Origin of the sequence: Variovorax paradoxus (genome assembly GCF_030811855.1) — a bacterium.
Classification (GTDB): domain Bacteria; phylum Pseudomonadota; class Gammaproteobacteria; order Burkholderiales; family Burkholderiaceae_C; genus Variovorax; species Variovorax paradoxus_L.
In genome coordinates this window covers 339917-356414 of sequence record NZ_JAUSRN010000005.1, presented here as the reverse complement: position 1 = coordinate 356414, position 16498 = coordinate 339917, and the positions used below count along the sequence as shown (strand labels likewise).

Here is a 16498-nt window from a genome sequence, read left to right as displayed (position 1 = left end):
GCACAGGGCGCCGGGTGCTCCCCGCAGCGAAATAAAGGAGGAGCCGAAGGCGGGGGACATTCGCGGAGGGGAGTACCCGGTGGCCTTTGCACACGTCACCAACACTCCGTATTCTTGCCAAGCAACCCATGAACCAAGATTTCCACCTGTACCTAGACAGCGCCGACCTGGCCGAGCTGAAGACCTGTCTCCCGCATCCGGTCGTGCACGGCGTGACGACCAATCCCACGCTGCTGCGGCGTGCCGGCATCGGTCGCAATGATTTGCCCGGCTTGCTGAAACGCTGCATCGATCTGGGCGCACGGCAGGTTCAGGCGCAGGTGTATTCGAGCGAGGTCGACGGCATGCTCGAAGATGCGCGGGCCTTGCTGTCGCACTTCGAGCCGGGCCAATTGGTCGTGAAGATTCCCGCCACGCGCCAGGGCCTCGATGCCGGCGCGAGGCTCATTGCGCAAGGCGTGCCGGTGACGTGGACGGCCGTCTATGCGCCTGAGCAAGCGCACTTTGCAGCGCAACTTGGTGCCGCATATGCTGCGCCTTACCTGGGGCGCCTCGAAGATGCCGGTATCGACGGGCTGGCGCTGATCGCACAGATGCAGGGCCTGATCTCTCAGCGGCCCTCGTCCTGCACGCGCCTCCTTGTGGCAAGTATTCGCTCGCGCGAGGCGTATCTTTCGTTGCTGGAGCTGGGCGTGGGGGCCATTACGATTCCCCCGCGCCTTTTTGCCGAACTGCTCGATCATCCTGCCACGCTTGACGCCGAGCGCGGCTTCCTGGCCGACGCGCACGCCTTGCCTTGAAAGAAGAGAATCCGAGAACCATGCGCATTGCACTCACGGGCGAAGCCCTGATCGATTTCACCGCCAGCGAGCCTGGCACGCTCGCCTTTCTGGGCCACGAGGGCGGCTCGCCGCTCAACACGGCCGTCGCCTGCGCGCGCCTGGGCGAACCCACCGGCTTTCTCACCCAGCTGTCGACGGACCTGTTCGGCGAACGGCTGATGCGTTTTCTTGAGCGCAACGGCGTGGACACCAGCTTCATCCTTCGCAGCGATGCGCCGTCGACCCTGGCCTTTGTCGAGCGCACGCCGCAGACCAACCGCTATGCGTTCTACACCCGCGGCAGCGCCGACGCGACCTGGGCGCCCGAGCCGCTGCCGCAGCTCCCGGCGGACTGCCGCTTTCTCCATTTCGGTTCCATCTCCTTGCTGCAGGAGCCGGCGGCCTCGCGCATCGCCGACCTCGTCACAGCCAACGCCGGGCGGCGCGTGATCGTGTTCGACCCCAACGTGCGGCCCAGCCTGATTCCCGACATGGCGGAGTACCGCGTGCGCGTCATGGACTGGTTTGCCATGGCCGACCTCGTCAAGCTCAGCGACGAAGATGCCGAACTGCTGGCACCGGGCCAGCCGGTCGATGCACTGGCGGCGGAGTGCCTGCGAGCCGGCGCGCATGCGGTGATCGTCACGCGCGGCGGCGCGGGCGCCACGCTCTGGCGCACGGGGCACGACCCGCTCACCGTGGCGGCGCCGCGCGTCGAGGTGGTCGACACCATCGGCGCGGGCGACACCTTCACGGCGGGCCTTTCGGTCGCGCTGCTGGCGCAGGGCGTCGAGCATCCGGCGCAACTCGGCCAGCTTGCTGATGAAGCCTGGCGCCAGGTGATGCGCTTCGCCGCCACGGCCGCTGCCCTGAACTGCACCCGCGAAGGGGCCGATCCACCCACGCTCGAAGCGGTTCGCGCTGCACTGGCGCAGCAAGACGGTGGGCCCGCCCTGTCCCAGTCCTGACCCCTGTGCTGCCATGACCACGATCACACGCAAGCGCTCCATCCCCCGTCAGCGCCAACCCGAACTGGAACGCGACATTGCGCGCTCCCCGTCGCTGGGCTACGAAGCCCCTGAAACCGGCCTTGTGCGCTGCCTTGCGCACGGCTTCCCGAGCCCGCTGGTGCGATGGCACTTCCATGAAGACTACGAACTGCACCTGATCACCGAGACCTCGGGCAAGGCCTTCATCGGCGACTGGATCGGACCGTTCCAGCCGGGGCACCTCGTGCTCTGCGGACCGCGGCTGCCGCACAACTGGATCTCGCTCGACGTGCCCGAAGGCGGCGCCGCGGGGCGCGACCGGGTGATCCAGTTTCGCCATGAGCCCATCGAACGCGCGGCAGAGGAGATTCCCGAGCTGCGCGAAGTGATGCAATTGTTCGAACGGGCGCGGCACGGCATCGAGTTCTTCGGCATGTCGCGGCAGGCGCTAACGCACTGGGACAACATCAAGGCCGCGCGCGGCATGCGCCGGCTTGGCCTGTTCTTCGAGTTCATGGCCGACCTGGCGCAATGCACCGACTACCGGCTGCTGTCGAGCGTGCAGATGCAGGGCGCGCAAGGCGCCGATGGCGATGCGCAGGTCGACCAGATCAACGGCATCGTCAATCGCATCACCGCGAATCTGGCGGAGTCCATTTCGATGTCCGACGTGGCGGCCGAGCTCGGCATGAGCGAGAGCCGCTTCAGCCGCTTCTTCCGGCGCTCCACCGGCAACAGCTTTACCGACTTCGTCAATCGCGTGCGCATCAACAGCGCCTGCCATCTGCTGATGCAGACCGACCACTACGTGACCGACATCTGCTATCAGGTCGGCTTCAACAACGTCGCCAACTTCAACCGGCGTTTCCTTGAAATCAAGGGCATGACGCCGAGCGAGTTCCGGCGCCAGGCGGACACGCGCTTCGGCTGAAGCGGGGAGCACCATCTTGTATCTGGGACTCGACCTCGGCACGTCCGAGCTCAAGGCGCTGCTGCTCGCAGGCGATCACCGCATCATCGGCGTGGCACGCGCGTCGCTCACGGTCGATCGGCCGCAGCCGCTCTGGTCGGAACAGGCGCCGAGCCAGTGGTGGCAAGCGCTCGAAAAAGTCATGGCAGAGCTGCGGCAGGCGCACGCCGAGGCCCTTTCTGCCGTGCGTGCCATCGGCCTCTCGGGTCAGATGCATGGCGCCACGTTGATCGATGCCGCGGGCGAGGTGCTGCGTCCCGCCATCCTCTGGAACGACGGCCGCAGCGGCGCGCAGTGCGAGGCGCTCACCCGCGCCGTGCCGCGCCTGGGCGAGATCGCGGGCAACCTGGCGATGCCGGGTTTCACCGCGCCCAAGCTGCTGTGGGTGCGCGAGCACGAGCCTGAAATCTTCCATCGCACGGCGCGCGTGCTGCTGCCGAAAGACTGGCTGCGTTTCATGCTCAGCGGCGAAGCAGTCAGCGAGATGTCCGACGCCGCCGGCACGCTGTGGCTCGACGTCGGCGCGCGCGACTGGTCCGACGATCTGCTTGCGGCCACGGGGCTCACGCGCGACCACATGCCGCGGCTGGTGGAGGGCAGCGAAGTGTCGGCGTTGCTCAAGCCCGAACTTGCGGTGCGCTGGGGCGTCGGCAGCGGCTCTCCAGTGCGCATTGCCGGTGGTGCGGGCGACAACGCCGCGAGCGCAGTCGGCATGGGGCTTGTTGAGCCGGGGCAGGGCTTCGTCTCGCTTGGAACCTCGGGCGTGGTGTTCGTCTCGACCGACCGCTTTCTGCCGAACCCCGCTCAGGCCATGCATGCTTTCTGCCATGCGCTGCCCAAGCGCTGGCACCAGATGTCGGTGATGCTCTCGGCCGCAAGCGCAGTGAGTTGGGCCGCCAGGACTTTCGGGTTTGCCGACGAAGCCGCGCTGCTCGAAGCGGCTGCATTCGTGGAGCCTGGACAGCGTGTGCATTGCCCATTGTTCCTGCCCTACCTGTCGGGTGAGCGCTCGCCGCACAACAACCCCCATGTACAGGGCGTGCTGTTCGGATTGACGCATGCACATGGACCGGCGGAGATCGCCTATGCGGTGGTCGAGGGCGTGAGCTTCGGGCTGCGCGACGGCTTCGACACCCTGCGCCTGCCTGCCGACATGCCGCTGCGCGAAGTCGCGCTGGTCGGTGGCGGCGCACGCAGCGTGTGGTGGGGCCAGTTGCTGGCCGACATCTTCCAGGTGACGCTCACGCTCTATGCCGGCAGCGAGACGGGCGGTGCGCTCGGTGCGGCGCGCCTTGCCTGGCTGGCCGACGGCGGCACCGTGGCCGAGGTGTGCAAGCTCCCCCCGGTCAAACAGCAACTGACGCCGTCAGCCGAACGAGCGAGCGCGCACAAGATGCGTCATGCGCGGTTCCAGGCGCTCTACGTGGTGCTGCGCGACCAGTTTCGCTAACGTAGCGCGCAATGAAAAAGGGCCGCTTTCGCGGCCCTTCTTGTTGGTGAGCAGTGCTCAGCCGGGGATTACATCCCCATGCCGCCCATGCCACCCATGCCGCCCATGTCGGGCATGCCGCCGCCGGCACCGGCTTCATCCTTCGGTGCGTCTGCGACCATGGCTTCGGTCGTCAGCAGCAGCGAGGACACCGATGCTGCGTTCTGCAGCGCAGTGCGGGTGACCTTCGTCGGGTCCAGGATGCCCAGCTCGAGCATGTCGCCGTACGTGTCGTTGGCAGCGTTGAAGCCGTAGTTGCCCTTGCCTGCGAGCACAGCGTTCACGACCACCGAGGCTTCGCCGCCGGCGTTGTTCACGATTTCGCGCAGGGGTGCTTCGATGGCCTTGAGCACCAGCTTGATGCCGGCGTCCTGGTCGGCGTTGTCGCCCTTGATCGAATCGCCCACGGCTTGCTTGGCACGCAGCAGAGCCACGCCGCCGCCAGCCACAACGCCTTCTTCCACTGCAGCGCGGGTAGCGTGCAGGGCGTCTTCGACGCGAGCCTTCTTTTCCTTCATTTCGACTTCGGTGGCGGCGCCAACCTTGATCACTGCAACGCCGCCGGCCAGCTTGGCCACGCGCTCTTGCAGCTTTTCACGGTCGTAGTCGCTCGTGGCTTCTTCGATCTGCACGCGCACTTGCTTCACGCGGGCTTCGATGTCGGCAGCAGCGCCCGAACCGTCGATGATGATGGTGTTTTCCTTGCCCACTTCGATGCGCTTGGCTTGGCCGAGGTCGGCCAGCGTCACCTTTTCGAGCGTCAGGCCCACTTCTTCAGCGATGACCTTGCCGCCCGTCAGGATGGCGATGTCTTCCAGCATGGCCTTGCGGCGGTCGCCGAAGCCAGGAGCCTTGACAGCCACAACCTTCAGGATGCCGCGGATCGTGTTCACGACCAAGGTAGCCAGGGCTTCGCCTTCGACTTCTTCGGCAATGATCAGCAGGGGACGGCCAGCCTTGGCGACTTGTTCCAGCGTGGGGAGCAGGTCGCGGATGTTGCTGATCTTCTTGTCGAACAGCAGCACGAAGGGGTTGTCGAGCAACGCCGATTGCTTTTCGGGGTTGTTGATGAAGTAGGGCGACAGGTAGCCGCGGTCGAACTGCATGCCTTCGACGACGTCGAGTTCGCTGTCCAGCGACTTGCCGTCTTCGACGGTAATCACGCCTTCCTTGCCGACCTTGTCCATCGCGTCAGCGATGAGCTTGCCGATGGTTTCGTCGCTGTTGGCCGAGATCGAGCCGACTTGAGCGATTTCCTTCGACGTGGTGGTGGGCTTGGAAGCCTTCTTCAGCTCGGCGACCAGGGCCGTGACAGCCTTGTCGATGCCGCGCTTCAGGTCCATCGGGTTCATGCCGGCAGCCACCAGCTTGAAACCTTCGCGAACGATGGCTTGTGCCAGCACGGTCGCGGTGGTGGTGCCGTCACCGGCGTTGTCCGAAGTCTTGGAAGCCACTTCCTTCACGAGCTGGGCGCCCATGTTCTGGAGCTTGTCCTTGAGTTCGATTTCCTTGGCGACCGACACACCGTCCTTGGTGACGGTGGGGGCGCCGAACGAGCGCTCGAGCACCACGTTGCGGCCCTTGGGGCCCAGGGTCACCTTGACTGCGTTGGCCAGGATGTTGACACCCTCGACCATGCGTGCGCGGGCTTCACCGCCGAAGACTACGTCTTTTGCTGCCATGTTTTATTACTCCGAATAGGGAAATGGATTACTTCTCGACGACCGCGAACAGGTCGTCTTCCTTCATGACCAGCAGTTCGTCGCCATCGACCTTGACGGTCTGGCCGCTGTACTTGCCGAACAGGACGCGGTCGCCGACCTTGACGGTCAGTGCGGTCAGGTCGCCCTTGTCGGTGCGCTTGCCCGGGCCCACGGCCAGGACTTCACCCTGATCGGGCTTTTCGGCGGCTGCGTCGGGGATGACGATGCCAGAGGCGGTCTTGGTTTCGCTGTCAACACGCTTGACGATCACGCGATCGGCCAAAGGACGAAGTTTCATTGCATCTCCTGAATAAGAAACGGGGTTGTGGTCGGGCGCCGGGCGGGGAGACCGGCAGCCCATCGACTGGGCGAGGGCTTGTTAGCACTCATCTACAGCGAGTGCTAATCATAAGGGCAATCGGCGGACTTTCAAGGCCGGGGGTGCCAGACTGGAGCTACTGCCGAACGCCGTCGGAGATGAGTGGGCGTGCCATCTAAGCTTCGTTTGCGTTTTAATCCGGGTAAAAATCACAGAATCACAGCCGCGATTGGGTTGTGGCACCTCATATGAAACTATTGCTGGTCGGCGCTACCGGTCTGGTCGGGCGCCATGTCCTGACACTCGCGCTGGCCGATCCACGCGTGGAAGAGGTGGTTGCGCCCACCCGACGCGAATTGACTACGCACCCGAAGCTGTTCAGCCCGCAGGTGGATTTCGATCGGCTGCCGCAGCACGCCGACTGGTGGCAGGCGGATGCGGTGATCTGCGCGCTGGGCACCACCATGCGAACCGCCGGCTCCAAGGAGGCGTTCCGCCGCGTGGACTGCGACTACCCATTGACCGTCGCCCGATTGGCACGTGCGCACGGCACGCCAACCTATGTGTTGAATTCGGCAATCGGCGCGGATGCCAGCTCGCGTCTCTTCTACAACAGGGTCAAGGGCGAGCTGGAACAAGCGCTGACTGGCCAGGGTTTCGATTCACTGACGTTCGTGCGGCCCGGCGTCATCGGCGGAGATCGGGACGAGTTCCGCCTGGGCGAGCGGATGATGGTGATAGGACTGACGTTGACGGCGCCGCTGCTGCCCAAGCGCTGGCGCCTCAACCCGGCCCCGCAGATCGCCGGCGCGCTGCTCGAAGCGGCGATCCGAGCAAAGGCGGGTGTTCATGTTGTGAGCTCGGACCAAATGATCTGAGGTCGATCTCTCCGCTCGGCACGCCCGAGCTGATTCTTATCAGCGCGCCTCGTAAGCCTCCAGCGGCTTGTCGGATGGAGCGGCCCAAGCGGCCTTGGTCATGGCGTTTGCCGGCAGACCCACCTTTGAGCCATTCGGCGGAATTGGCTGCATGAACCACTTGTCATAGATGCGCGAGACTTCACCGCTCTTGGCGAGTGCCAAGATGCTGTCGTCGACGACCTTCCTGAATGCCGGATCACCCTTGCGGAACATGATGGCAATTGGCTCGACACTGAGAATCTGATCCAGGAGCTTGAACTTCTCGGGCTCCTTGCTCTTGGAGATCAGCGTCGCAAGGATTCGGACTGCGCCACAGCAGACCCACAGACGGACACCAGCATGGCAGCCAGTGCCACGGACATCGTGTTGCTCTTGATCATGGCGACGCTCAGCGTGCGAACAAGGAACTCAGGTCGGCAAAGGACTTCATCTCGATGGCATTGCCCGACGGATCGAGGAAGAACATCGTTGCCTGCTCGCCGGGCTCTCCCTTGAAGCGAACGTAGGGTTCGATGACGAATTTGGTCCCGCGCGCCACCAGCTTGTCGGCCATGAGCTGCCACTGGTCCATCGGCAGGATCGCGCCGAAATGACGTACTGGCACGTCGTGACCATCAACGGCGCTGCTCTGGCGATGACCACATTCATCTGGTGCCAGGTGGGCCACGATCTGATGCCCGTAGAAATCGAAGTCGACCCATTCCGGCGCACTGCGACCCTCGGGGCAGCCGAGCAGTTCGCCATAGAACGCACGAGCTTCAGCAATATCGCGAACGGGAAAAGCCAGATGGAACGGGATGCGTGCAGTTGCGGAGGACATGGAGATTTCTCATCGGGAGAGTTGCAGTTGGCGCAACTTTAAGCAGCTCCTCTCATGATCGAAAATGATTTATTTAGTTGCTGAGCAGCATGAAAATCGATCGATGGAAATCCAGGATGGGCGCGGGCTGGCGATTTAATCGCCCGTCAATAGATCTTGGCGACGCCGCCTATTCCGGCGCGTGTGCGAGCACGAAGGAGAGCGATGCCAGGTGCTCCACCTTGTCGGTCTTGAGCGGATCTTCAGGCGGTGTAGCCAGCAGCGCGGTGACCACGTTGAGTCCCTGATTGCGCACCTTGATGACTACAGTGCCGTCGGCCCCGCTCTCCAAGGGCTTGGCGTCGGGATCGTTGACGAAGTCACTCAGCACCAGGGCGCCCGCCACGGGCTTTCCCTTGTAGAGCACACGCAATCGCAGGTCTTGCCCGAGCTTTTCGGGCAGCGTGGCATCGACCGGGACGATCTGCAGCGTATGGCCGGGCAGCGGCGGCAAGGCGCCGCGGAGCGGGCTGCGCAGATGCACCGCGTATTTGAGGTTGTGGCCGCTCGTGAGCGCACCGGGAACTTCGTCCTTGCCCTTCTTGAGCCATTTGCCTTCCGGCGTCTTGCTCCAGGTGCCGTTGTCGAGCACGGCCGCGACGATGGCGGGTTTCTCCTTCGTGTCCACAAGCAGCAGGCGCCCGCTCACCTCCAGGGCAGTGGGCACCGGGTTCCCGGATGCATCGTAGGCGGTGACCGCGGAGATCAGCGGCTGCCGCTTGACCATGTCCAGGTCGTCGGCGCCTTCGCCGTAGATCAGGGCGAGTTCGCCGGAGCGCTGGGCGAACCAGATGCCGTGCGCCTGCGCGCTTGCCGAGGAAAGTACGGCTGCCGCCGCGAGCGTGGCCAAGGCTGCGATTCGGTGCAGTTTGTTCATTGGGGTGTCCAGTCGAAATTGGAAGTTCAGGCGCATCAGAAATCCAGCTTCAGGCTGGCCACCACGCTGCGCTTCGCGCCTGGAATCACATACAAATTGCCCCACGAGGCGGTATAGAAATTCCTGTTGAACAGGTTGTGCACGTCTATCGATACGCGCGCGGTCTTGTTGATTTGCCAGTAGCTCACCAGCTTGACGGTGGTGTAGGCCGGCAGGGCATAGGTGTCTGCGGTGTTGCCCGAGCGGTTGCCGACGTAGTTGATGCCGGCGCCGACCCCGTAGCGGCTGCCATCGGCCAGAGCATCCTCGCGAATGGCGAACAGGCCGGCGCTCGTCCTCGGAATGTTCTGGATGCGTGTGCCGGCTGCAAGGGTTGCATCCTTCGAGATCCGGGCATCGACGTAGGCGAAATTTCCGCTCACCCGCCAATTCTTGTCGATCTGGCCGTAGACGTCCGCCTCGAAGCCGCTGCTCTTGACTTCGCCGGCCGCAACGGAGAAACCGGGCGTGTCGCTTGCCGTCAGCACGTTCGTCTTCTTGATGTCGAACACGGCCAGGTTGGCGCCCAGGCGCTGGTCCCGCGTCTGCAGTTTCACGCCGGCCTCGAGCGCGGTGGAGTACTGCGGATCGAATGCCTTGCCGTTCTTGTCGGTGCCGCTGTTGCCGCGAAACGACTTGCCGGCCGAGACATACCACGAGCTCCAATCGTTCGGCAGATAGGTCAGGCCGGCGCGCGGCGAAACGGCATCGTGCTGCTGGCCGCTGTTGCGGTTTGCGACGCGGTCCTCGATGCTTTGCCTGTATTGGTCGTAGCGGGCGCCCACCAGCAGCTTCCACTGCGGCGAAAGGCTGATCTGGTCTTGCAGGAAAACGGCGCTCGCGCGCTGATGCTCGTCCGAGCTGGAGGTGAGCGACGTGAGCGGCGGCTGGGGCCTTCCGTACACCGGCTGGTAGATGTCGATCGGGTAGTTCCCCGAACGAAGGATCTCGGTGTTCATCCACAGCCTGGATGCTTCCACGCCGATCAGCAGCGTGTGGTCCAGAGAGCCGGTCGCGAACTTTCCTTCCAGTTCCGCTTGAAAGGAGGTGTCGCGCGACGGCAGCTGGCGCCAGGTCGCGCGGCGGTTGAGCGTTCGGTTGTCGCTAGCCAGCGAAGTCGCTTCGGTGTAGTTGCCGGAAAAAGTGCTTTCCTTGTAGCTCGCACCCACGCGCGCACGCCAGTTCTCCGACAGCTGGCGGTCCAGCGTGAGTTGATGCGTATTGCTGGTGAGCGTCATGTTGCCGTCGCTAGGCTCGTTGAGCACCCGGTCGCGCGGCAGGGTGCCGAGCACCCCGCGCACGTTGATTAGCCCGCGGTCCAGCGGTGTCTTGGAACGCAAGAACTCGGACTCGTAGTTGAGGACCGTCTTGTCGTCGATCACCCAGGTGAGCGCCGGCGCAACCAAGGTGCGCCGGTTGCTCAGCAGGTCGCTGCGGCTGTCGCCTTCTTCCACCGCCAGGTTCAGCCGGTAGGCCACGTTCTGGCTCAGCGCGCCGGTGCTGTCCAGCGTGCTGCGGCGCAGGCCCTGGCTGCCGATGCTGAAGTCGGCCGTGTTGCGGCGCGTGAACTCCGGCTTCTTGGTGACGATGTTGATGGTGCCGCCCGGCTCGCTGCTGCCATAGACGGCCGAGGCCGGGCCTTTGAGGAACTCGAATCGCTCGACAGTGGCGGTGTCGCGCGGCGGGTTGTAGCCGCGCGACCCGGCGAAACCGTTGACCAGGAATCCCATGTCGGTACTGCTGAACCCGCGAATGCCGAAGTTGTCCCACGTGCCGCCGAAGTCATTGAGGCGCGTGATCCCGCTCACGAAGCCGACCGTGTCGGCCAGGCGCGTCGCACCCAGGTCTTCGATCAGCTGGCTGGAGACGATGCGTACCGATTGCGGCACCTCCCGCAGCGGCGTGCTGGTGCGTGTGGCGCCGCTGCTGCTCGTGGGGTTGTAGCCGCCGGATTCTGGCTCGGCCACAACATGCACCTCGGGCAGTGATGTGCTCGCAGGGTCGGACTGTCCGCTGCCGGTGCCTTGTGCCGTTGAAAGTGAGGAAATGGAAGCGAGGGGGAGCAAGGCGAAGGCGATGCGTGACGACCGGGTGCGAAATCTCATTGAAACTTTAAATTGCGTTCGAGAAAGAGTTGTTGAGAACAAAACTCATTCGCTATTGTAGGTGCCGCGCATGGCCGCAACGCGCCGCCCTTGGCGCCGGCACGCTAGAGCTGGTCGGTCGGCACGAACCAGGAGAACAGCAGCAGTTGCAGGCGAGTGAGCAGGCTGGAGTCCGGCTCGCTGTCGAGCACTTCGTTGTCCACGTCGCCGGTGCCGATCCATTGCACGTTCTTGCCGTCGGGCATGAGCACCACGCGGTAGACGCCCTCGATGTCGTCCAGCTGGTAGGCATATAGGAGCGCCTGGGCCAGCTCGAAGCTGCGTACGCGAATCCCGAATTCGGTGTTCAGCCGGGCCGAGCGGGGGTCGAGGTTCATGGAGCCGAGCAGTACCCATTCTCGGTCGACCAGCGCCAGCTTGGCATGCAACCGGCCGCGGGCTTTCTTGAGCAGAGTTCGCAGCTGGCGGTTGCGCTTGAGCTGCTCGGTGCTGACCTCGTACAGGTTCACGCCCAACTTGAGCATGTCGACCCGGTAGCGGTTGTAGTTGATGTTGACCAGCGGCTCGTCACTGTCGGCCAGCGAATTGGTGACCACGCTGATGCGCACGCCGCGTGCGCGGCCCTCCCGGATGCGCGCCATGCCTTCTTCGCCGGGAATGAAGTAGGGCGAGATCACGACGACATCGGAGCGGGCGCTGGCGGTCATTTCGTGGAAGCGCGCCGCGAGCGATTCGCCAGGGGATGCGAGGGTGCCCAGGGCCTTGTTGGGGCTGTCCGCCGCGGCATGAGCGTCGGCGCGCATCCACTTGACCCGGCCCAGGTCGGCCAACTGAGCGCCGAGCGGCGGGTCGCCCATCACGTCGGTGCCCGAGACGGGTGCGGGCGGCGGCGCGTAGGTCGGCGAGGTGGCGGCTTCGAATTCGGACTTCAGCGCCTCCGCGGTTCCACTGGCGCTGGCAATCCGCTGGAGCGGGTAGACCACGTCACTGTTCCAGTAGGTATCGAAGATGCGCGCCGCCTCTGGCACCACGGGCCCTGCCATGATCAGCTCGAAATCGATGAAGTTGGCGCCTTCGCTGCGCAGGAAGTACTCGTCGGCCAGATTGCGGCCGCCGGCAATCGCCATGGCGCCGTCGGCCACGAAGAGCTTGTTGTGCATGCGGTGGTTGAGTCGGCGGAAATCGCCGAAGAACTCGAGCCAGCGCGTGGCCGAGTGGTCGCGGGCGTTCACGAACGGATTGAACAATCGGACTTCGGCATTCGGTTCCGCGGCCAGGCCGAGCAGCAGGCGGTCCATGCCGGCGGTATAGAAGTCGTCGAGCAGCAGGCGCACCCGCACGCCGCGTCGTGCGGCGTTGCGCAGTTCGCGCAGTAGCAACCGGCCGGTCTTGTCGTTGCCGAGCTGATACGTCTGGACATCGAGCGAAGCCTCTGCCCGCCGCATCAGCTCGAAGCGCGCATCGAGCGCAAACGAGGCCTCGATCAGCGGCCGAATGCTCGAGAGTCCGTCGCGGGCCGCGCCGGCGTCGAGGGCGCCCGCTGCGCGCCCCAGCGTGGTGGCGGGAGAGGCTGTGATCGAGAGCGTCGGCGGCTCGGCCGTGCGCGGAGGAAGGCCGGCACATCCTGCAAGAACCAGGGCAATTCCGGCAATCGACAGTCGCAGCGCCAGGCCACGCAATGCGGGAAACGAAGAAGCAAAGAGCTTGAGCATGGGGCCTGCCGACGCACAAAACGTGCGGCCGGATCGTAGCCGCTTTGCGCTGTAATCACGGCCGGCCAACCAGTCATGAACGCCCCTCCCATATCCCGGGAAATTGAAACAAATGAGACTTTGTATTTATTAGAATGCGAATCGTTCTTAATATTGTTTCGAAGTGGAGAAGGAATGACGGGTTTCATGGCGCGGCGCAGGACCGCATCGGTGCTGGCAGGCTGCATGGCAATCTACGTGCACCACCAGGTCCTGGCCCAAGCCACGGCGCCCGGCGCCTTGCCGGAGGTGAAGGTCGATGCAAACGCCGAGTCCGAAACCGCGACGTCGCCTGTAATCGGCTACCGCGCCCGCAATGCCGCGACGGCCACCAAGACCGACACGCCCCTGTCCGAAACCCCCCAGTCCGTCACCGTCATCACCCGCGACCAGATGGTCGACCAGGGCGCCACCAACGTCCAGGACGCACTCAACTACGCCGCCGGCGTGCGCTCCGATGCCTATGGCCTCGATTCGCGGACCGATTCTGTGCGCGTGCGCGGCGCCACGCCCGACGTCTACCTCGACGGATTGCGCCAAGCCTACGGCTACTACACCAGCACCACGCGTACCGAGCCCTACACGCTGGAGCGGCTCGAAGTGCTGCGCGGCCCCTCGGGCATGCTGTTCGGCGCGGGCACCGCCGCGGGCGTGGTCAACATGGTCAGCAAGCGGCCGCTGCAGGAGGCGCAGCGCGAAGTGGGCGTGCAGTTCGGCAGCTTTGGCCGCAAGCAGATCCAGGCTGACCTGACCGGGCCGCTGAACGCCGACGGAACCCTGTCGTACCGGCTGATCGCGTTGCAGCGCAAGTCGGACACGCAGGTCGACCACGTGCCCGACGACCGCAGTGTCATCGCGCCATCGCTCACTTGGCGGCCCAACGCGGCCACGTCGCTCACCTTGCAGGGTTTGTGGCAGAAGGACAAGAGCGGCAGCAGCTCGCAGTTCTTGCCGTGGGAGGGCACGCTGCTGCCCAACCCGAACGGGCGCCTCCCCACCAGTCGCTTCATCGGTGAGCCGGGCTTCGACTACTACGACAGCGAGCGCAAGACCTTCGGCTGGCAGTTCGAGCACAAGTTCAACGACAGCTGGACCCTGCGGCAGAACTTCCGCTATGCGCAGAACGAAAACGACAACCGCTACCACTATGGCGCGGCGTTCAGCGGGGCCGAAAGCTGGGATGCCACCGATCCGATCTTCAAGCGCGTGCTCGGCCGCTACTACGACAGCTACCTGACGCGCAACCGAACGCAAACGCTCGACAACCACGTCGAAGGGCATCTTCAGACCGGCGCGCTCAAGCACACGCTGCTCGTGGGTGCAGACTTTGCGCGCCAGCGCGAGAACGTCTGGGGCGGGACGACCTTCGACACCATCGACGTGTACGCCCCTGTCTATGGCCACGTCGACGTGCCCGAGCGAACCGCATTGCCTCGCACCCGGCAGCGCCAGAACGGCTTCTACCTGCAGGACCAGATGAAGCTGGACAACTGGATCTTCGTGGCCGGCTTGCGCCACGACAAGGCGGTGTCGAGCGCGGCGGGCAGCGAGGCAGAGGAAAGCAGCGCAACGACCAAGCGCTTCGGGCTGATGTACGCATCGCCCTCGGGCTGGTCGCCGTACCTGAGCTACAGCGAATCGTTCACGCCGCAGTCGCCAATCAACGGACGGATTTTCACGCCCCTGCGCGGCGAGCAGTGGGAGGCCGGCATCAAGTACGAGCCGAAAGACCGCGCACTGGCGTTCAGCGCCGCGGTGTACGACCTGCGTGAAAAGAACCAGATCACCTCGCCGGCGCTGAATGTGTATGCGCAGGCCGGCAAGACCAAGACGCAGGGTGTCGAACTCGAAGCGAAGGGCTCGGTAGGGCCGAACCTCGACCTCGTGGCGCACTACAACTACACGGACGCCGACGAACAGATCGAAGGCCTGCCCAAGCACCAGGCGAGCGTCTGGGCCAAGTACCGCTTCTCGATCGGCGGGCTCAGCGGCTTCTCGGCCGGGGCGGGCGTGCGCTTCATGAGTTCGTTCCAAGACCTGCAATTCGGTGTCGGGCCGCGTGTACCGGGCGTGGCCCTGGCAGACCTCGTGTTTGCCTACGAGAACGCGCGCTGGCGCTATGCGCTCAACATCAACAACGTGACGGACAAGGTGTACGTGAGCACCTGTCTTTCGCGCGGTGACTGCTGGTACGGCGCGCGCCGCAACGTCGTGGCCAGCGCGACCTATCGCTTCTGATCATTCACTTTCGACAAGAGCACAGACGACATGAACAGCCGAAAGATCAAGACCTGGGCCTGGGTGCACAAGTGGAGCAGCCTCGTGTGCACCGTGTTCATGCTGCTGCTGTGCATCACGGGCTTGCCGCTGATCTTTCATCACGAGATTGGCCACCTGCTGGGCACCGAGGTCGAGGCGCCCAAGATGCCCGCAAGCACGCCGCGAGTGAGCCTGGACAGCGTGCTCGAAACGGCGCGCTCGAAGCATCCCGACCGTGTGGTGCAGTTCGTCTCCCAGCCCGAAGACGACGACGGTCTCTGGCTCGTCACGCTCACGCCCACGCCCGAGCCCACCGAAGACTTCAAGACGGTGGCCATCGACGCGCGCACGGGTGTCGTCCTTGCGCAGCCGAAGTTCGACGAGGGCTTCATGTACGTGATGTTCAAGCTGCACATCGACCTGTTTGCGGGGCTCGCGGGCAAGCTCTTCCTGGGCTTCATGGGCTTGCTGCTGCTCGTGGCCATCGTTTCCGGCGTGGTGCTCTATGCGCCGTTCATGCGCAAGCTCGACTTCGGCACCGTGCGGCGCGAGAAGCGGCCGCGCCTCAAGTGGCTCGACCTGCACAACCTGCTGGGCATCGTCACGCTGGTGTGGCTGTTCGTGGTCGGCTCCACCGGCATGATCAACACCTGGGCCGACCTGATCATCAAATACTGGCAGTACGACCAGCTCAGTACGCTGCTGGCCCCCTACAAGAACGAACCGACCGTGCCCGTGGCGCAGCGCGCATCGGTGCAGCGTTCGATGGACGTCGCCCTCCAGCAGGCGCCCATGAAGCTGTCCTTCATCGCGTTCCCGGGCACGTCGTTCTCGAGCCCGCACCACACCACCTTCTTCCTGCGTGGCAATGAGCCCTTCACCTCGAAGCTCCTGAAGCCGGTGCTGGTCGATGCCAAGACCGCGCAGGTGACCGCCTCGCCGACGATGCCCTGGTACCTCACGGCGCTGCTCGTATCGCAGCCGCTGCACTTCGGCGACTACGGCGGCATGCCGATGCAGATCATCTGGGCGCTGCTCGACATCGCGACCATCATCGTGCTGGGGAGCGGGCTCTACCTGTGGCTCAAAAGAGGCCATACCGTGCCGGCGACGACCACCCAGGGACGCGAATCGCAGCATGGCGGCCAGCAGCCCGACCCGGCCCCTGCCATGAAGGTGCAGGCATGAAGCACCGGCACGCATTCCGTCGCATGTGGGGCTGGCCGATCGTGCTGGGCGTGCTGACCGCCCTCGGCCTGGTTTCCGCACTGTTCAGCGATGGCGGGTTGGGCGACGTGCTGGCCTGGTTCGCGCTGGGCCTGCCGGTCGGCGTGTGCGTGTGGTACGGCTGGCGCAGGACCTGAGCCGCGCCCGGAAGCGCAAATGCCGGCGCGAGG

General features: G+C 64.6%; 14 protein-coding genes and 1 pseudogene. 8 read left to right on the top strand and 7 right to left on the bottom strand.

Going from position 1 to position 16498, the window contains the following annotated elements; genetic code table 11:
* The first annotated feature begins 128 nt into the window (after positions 1-128).
* From J2X92_RS13095 to xylB, 4 genes are read left to right on the top strand one after another with little or no spacing between them, the layout of a single operon-like run.
* Positions 129-800 (top strand): transaldolase family protein, encoded by a 672-nt coding sequence (locus J2X92_RS13095; RefSeq protein ID WP_307576255.1) that lies wholly within the window; start codon positions 129-131, stop codon positions 798-800.
* A gap of 20 nt (positions 801-820) precedes the next feature.
* The gene (locus tag J2X92_RS13090) at positions 821-1789 is read left to right on the top strand and encodes a carbohydrate kinase family protein (protein ID WP_307576254.1); all 969 of its coding nucleotides are present in this window, start codon (positions 821-823) and stop codon (positions 1787-1789) included.
* Positions 1790-1802: 13 nt separating this feature from the next.
* On the top strand, positions 1803-2741 hold the full coding sequence (locus J2X92_RS13085; protein ID WP_307576253.1) for an AraC family transcriptional regulator: 939 nt from the start codon (positions 1803-1805) through the stop codon (positions 2739-2741).
* A gap of 16 nt (positions 2742-2757) precedes the next feature.
* Positions 2758-4230 carry a xylulokinase gene (gene xylB / locus J2X92_RS13080; RefSeq protein WP_307576251.1) on the top strand — a complete coding sequence of 491 codons (1473 nt, stop codon included), beginning with the start codon at positions 2758-2760 and terminating at the stop codon, positions 4228-4230.
* 68 nt (positions 4231-4298) lie between these two features.
* On the opposite strand, the gene groL is transcribed toward xylB, so the two are convergent.
* Both groL and J2X92_RS13070 read right to left on the bottom strand, forming a co-directional pair.
* Complete coding sequence (groL, locus tag J2X92_RS13075) at positions 4299-5951, bottom strand: chaperonin GroEL (RefSeq protein WP_021005833.1); 1653 nt, start codon at positions 5949-5951, stop codon at positions 4299-4301.
* Between the two features lie 28 nt (positions 5952-5979).
* Positions 5980-6270 carry a co-chaperone GroES gene (locus J2X92_RS13070; RefSeq protein WP_018907465.1) on the bottom strand — a complete coding sequence of 97 codons (291 nt, stop codon included), beginning with the start codon at positions 6268-6270 and terminating at the stop codon, positions 5980-5982.
* A 269-nt stretch (positions 6271-6539) separates the two neighbouring features.
* On the opposite strand from J2X92_RS13070, the gene J2X92_RS13065 reads away from it, so the two are divergent.
* The gene (locus tag J2X92_RS13065; protein ID WP_307576249.1) at positions 6540-7169 is read left to right on the top strand and encodes an NAD-dependent epimerase/dehydratase family protein; all 630 of its coding nucleotides are present in this window, start codon (positions 6540-6542) and stop codon (positions 7167-7169) included.
* A gap of 39 nt (positions 7170-7208) precedes the next feature.
* On the opposite strand, the pseudogene J2X92_RS13060 reads toward J2X92_RS13065, so the two are convergent.
* From J2X92_RS13060 to J2X92_RS13040, 5 genes and pseudogenes are all read right to left on the bottom strand, one after another.
* A pseudogene (locus J2X92_RS13060) lies at positions 7209-7511 on the bottom strand (transporter substrate-binding domain-containing protein); the annotation flags it as partial.
* Between the two features lie 88 nt (positions 7512-7599).
* A complete protein-coding gene (locus tag J2X92_RS13055; RefSeq protein ID WP_307576248.1) occupies positions 7600-8031 on the bottom strand; it encodes a VOC family protein in 432 nt (143 codons plus the stop codon).
* 169 nt (positions 8032-8200) lie between these two features.
* Complete coding sequence (locus J2X92_RS13050; RefSeq protein ID WP_307576247.1) at positions 8201-8947, bottom strand: DUF4198 domain-containing protein; 747 nt, start codon at positions 8945-8947, stop codon at positions 8201-8203.
* 35 nt (positions 8948-8982) lie between these two features.
* A complete protein-coding gene (locus tag J2X92_RS13045; RefSeq protein WP_307576246.1) occupies positions 8983-11091 on the bottom strand; it encodes a TonB-dependent siderophore receptor in 2109 nt (702 codons plus the stop codon).
* A 104-nt stretch (positions 11092-11195) separates the two neighbouring features.
* The gene (locus J2X92_RS13040; protein WP_307576244.1) at positions 11196-12803 is read right to left on the bottom strand and encodes a phospholipase D family protein; all 1608 of its coding nucleotides are present in this window, start codon (positions 12801-12803) and stop codon (positions 11196-11198) included.
* A 174-nt stretch (positions 12804-12977) separates the two neighbouring features.
* On the opposite strand from J2X92_RS13040, the gene J2X92_RS13035 reads away from it, so the two are divergent.
* From J2X92_RS13035 to J2X92_RS13025, 3 genes are read left to right on the top strand one after another with little or no spacing between them, the layout of a single operon-like run.
* The gene (locus J2X92_RS13035) at positions 12978-15080 is read left to right on the top strand and encodes a TonB-dependent siderophore receptor (protein ID WP_307576243.1); all 2103 of its coding nucleotides are present in this window, start codon (positions 12978-12980) and stop codon (positions 15078-15080) included.
* A gap of 30 nt (positions 15081-15110) precedes the next feature.
* The gene (locus J2X92_RS13030) at positions 15111-16289 is read left to right on the top strand and encodes a PepSY-associated TM helix domain-containing protein (RefSeq protein ID WP_307576242.1); all 1179 of its coding nucleotides are present in this window, start codon (positions 15111-15113) and stop codon (positions 16287-16289) included.
* Positions 16286-16465, top strand: coding sequence for a hypothetical protein (locus J2X92_RS13025; protein WP_307576241.1), 180 nt, complete (start codon positions 16286-16288; stop codon positions 16463-16465). Before J2X92_RS13030 ends, J2X92_RS13025 begins: the two co-directional genes overlap by 4 nt.
* Positions 16466-16498: the final 33 nt, after the last annotated feature.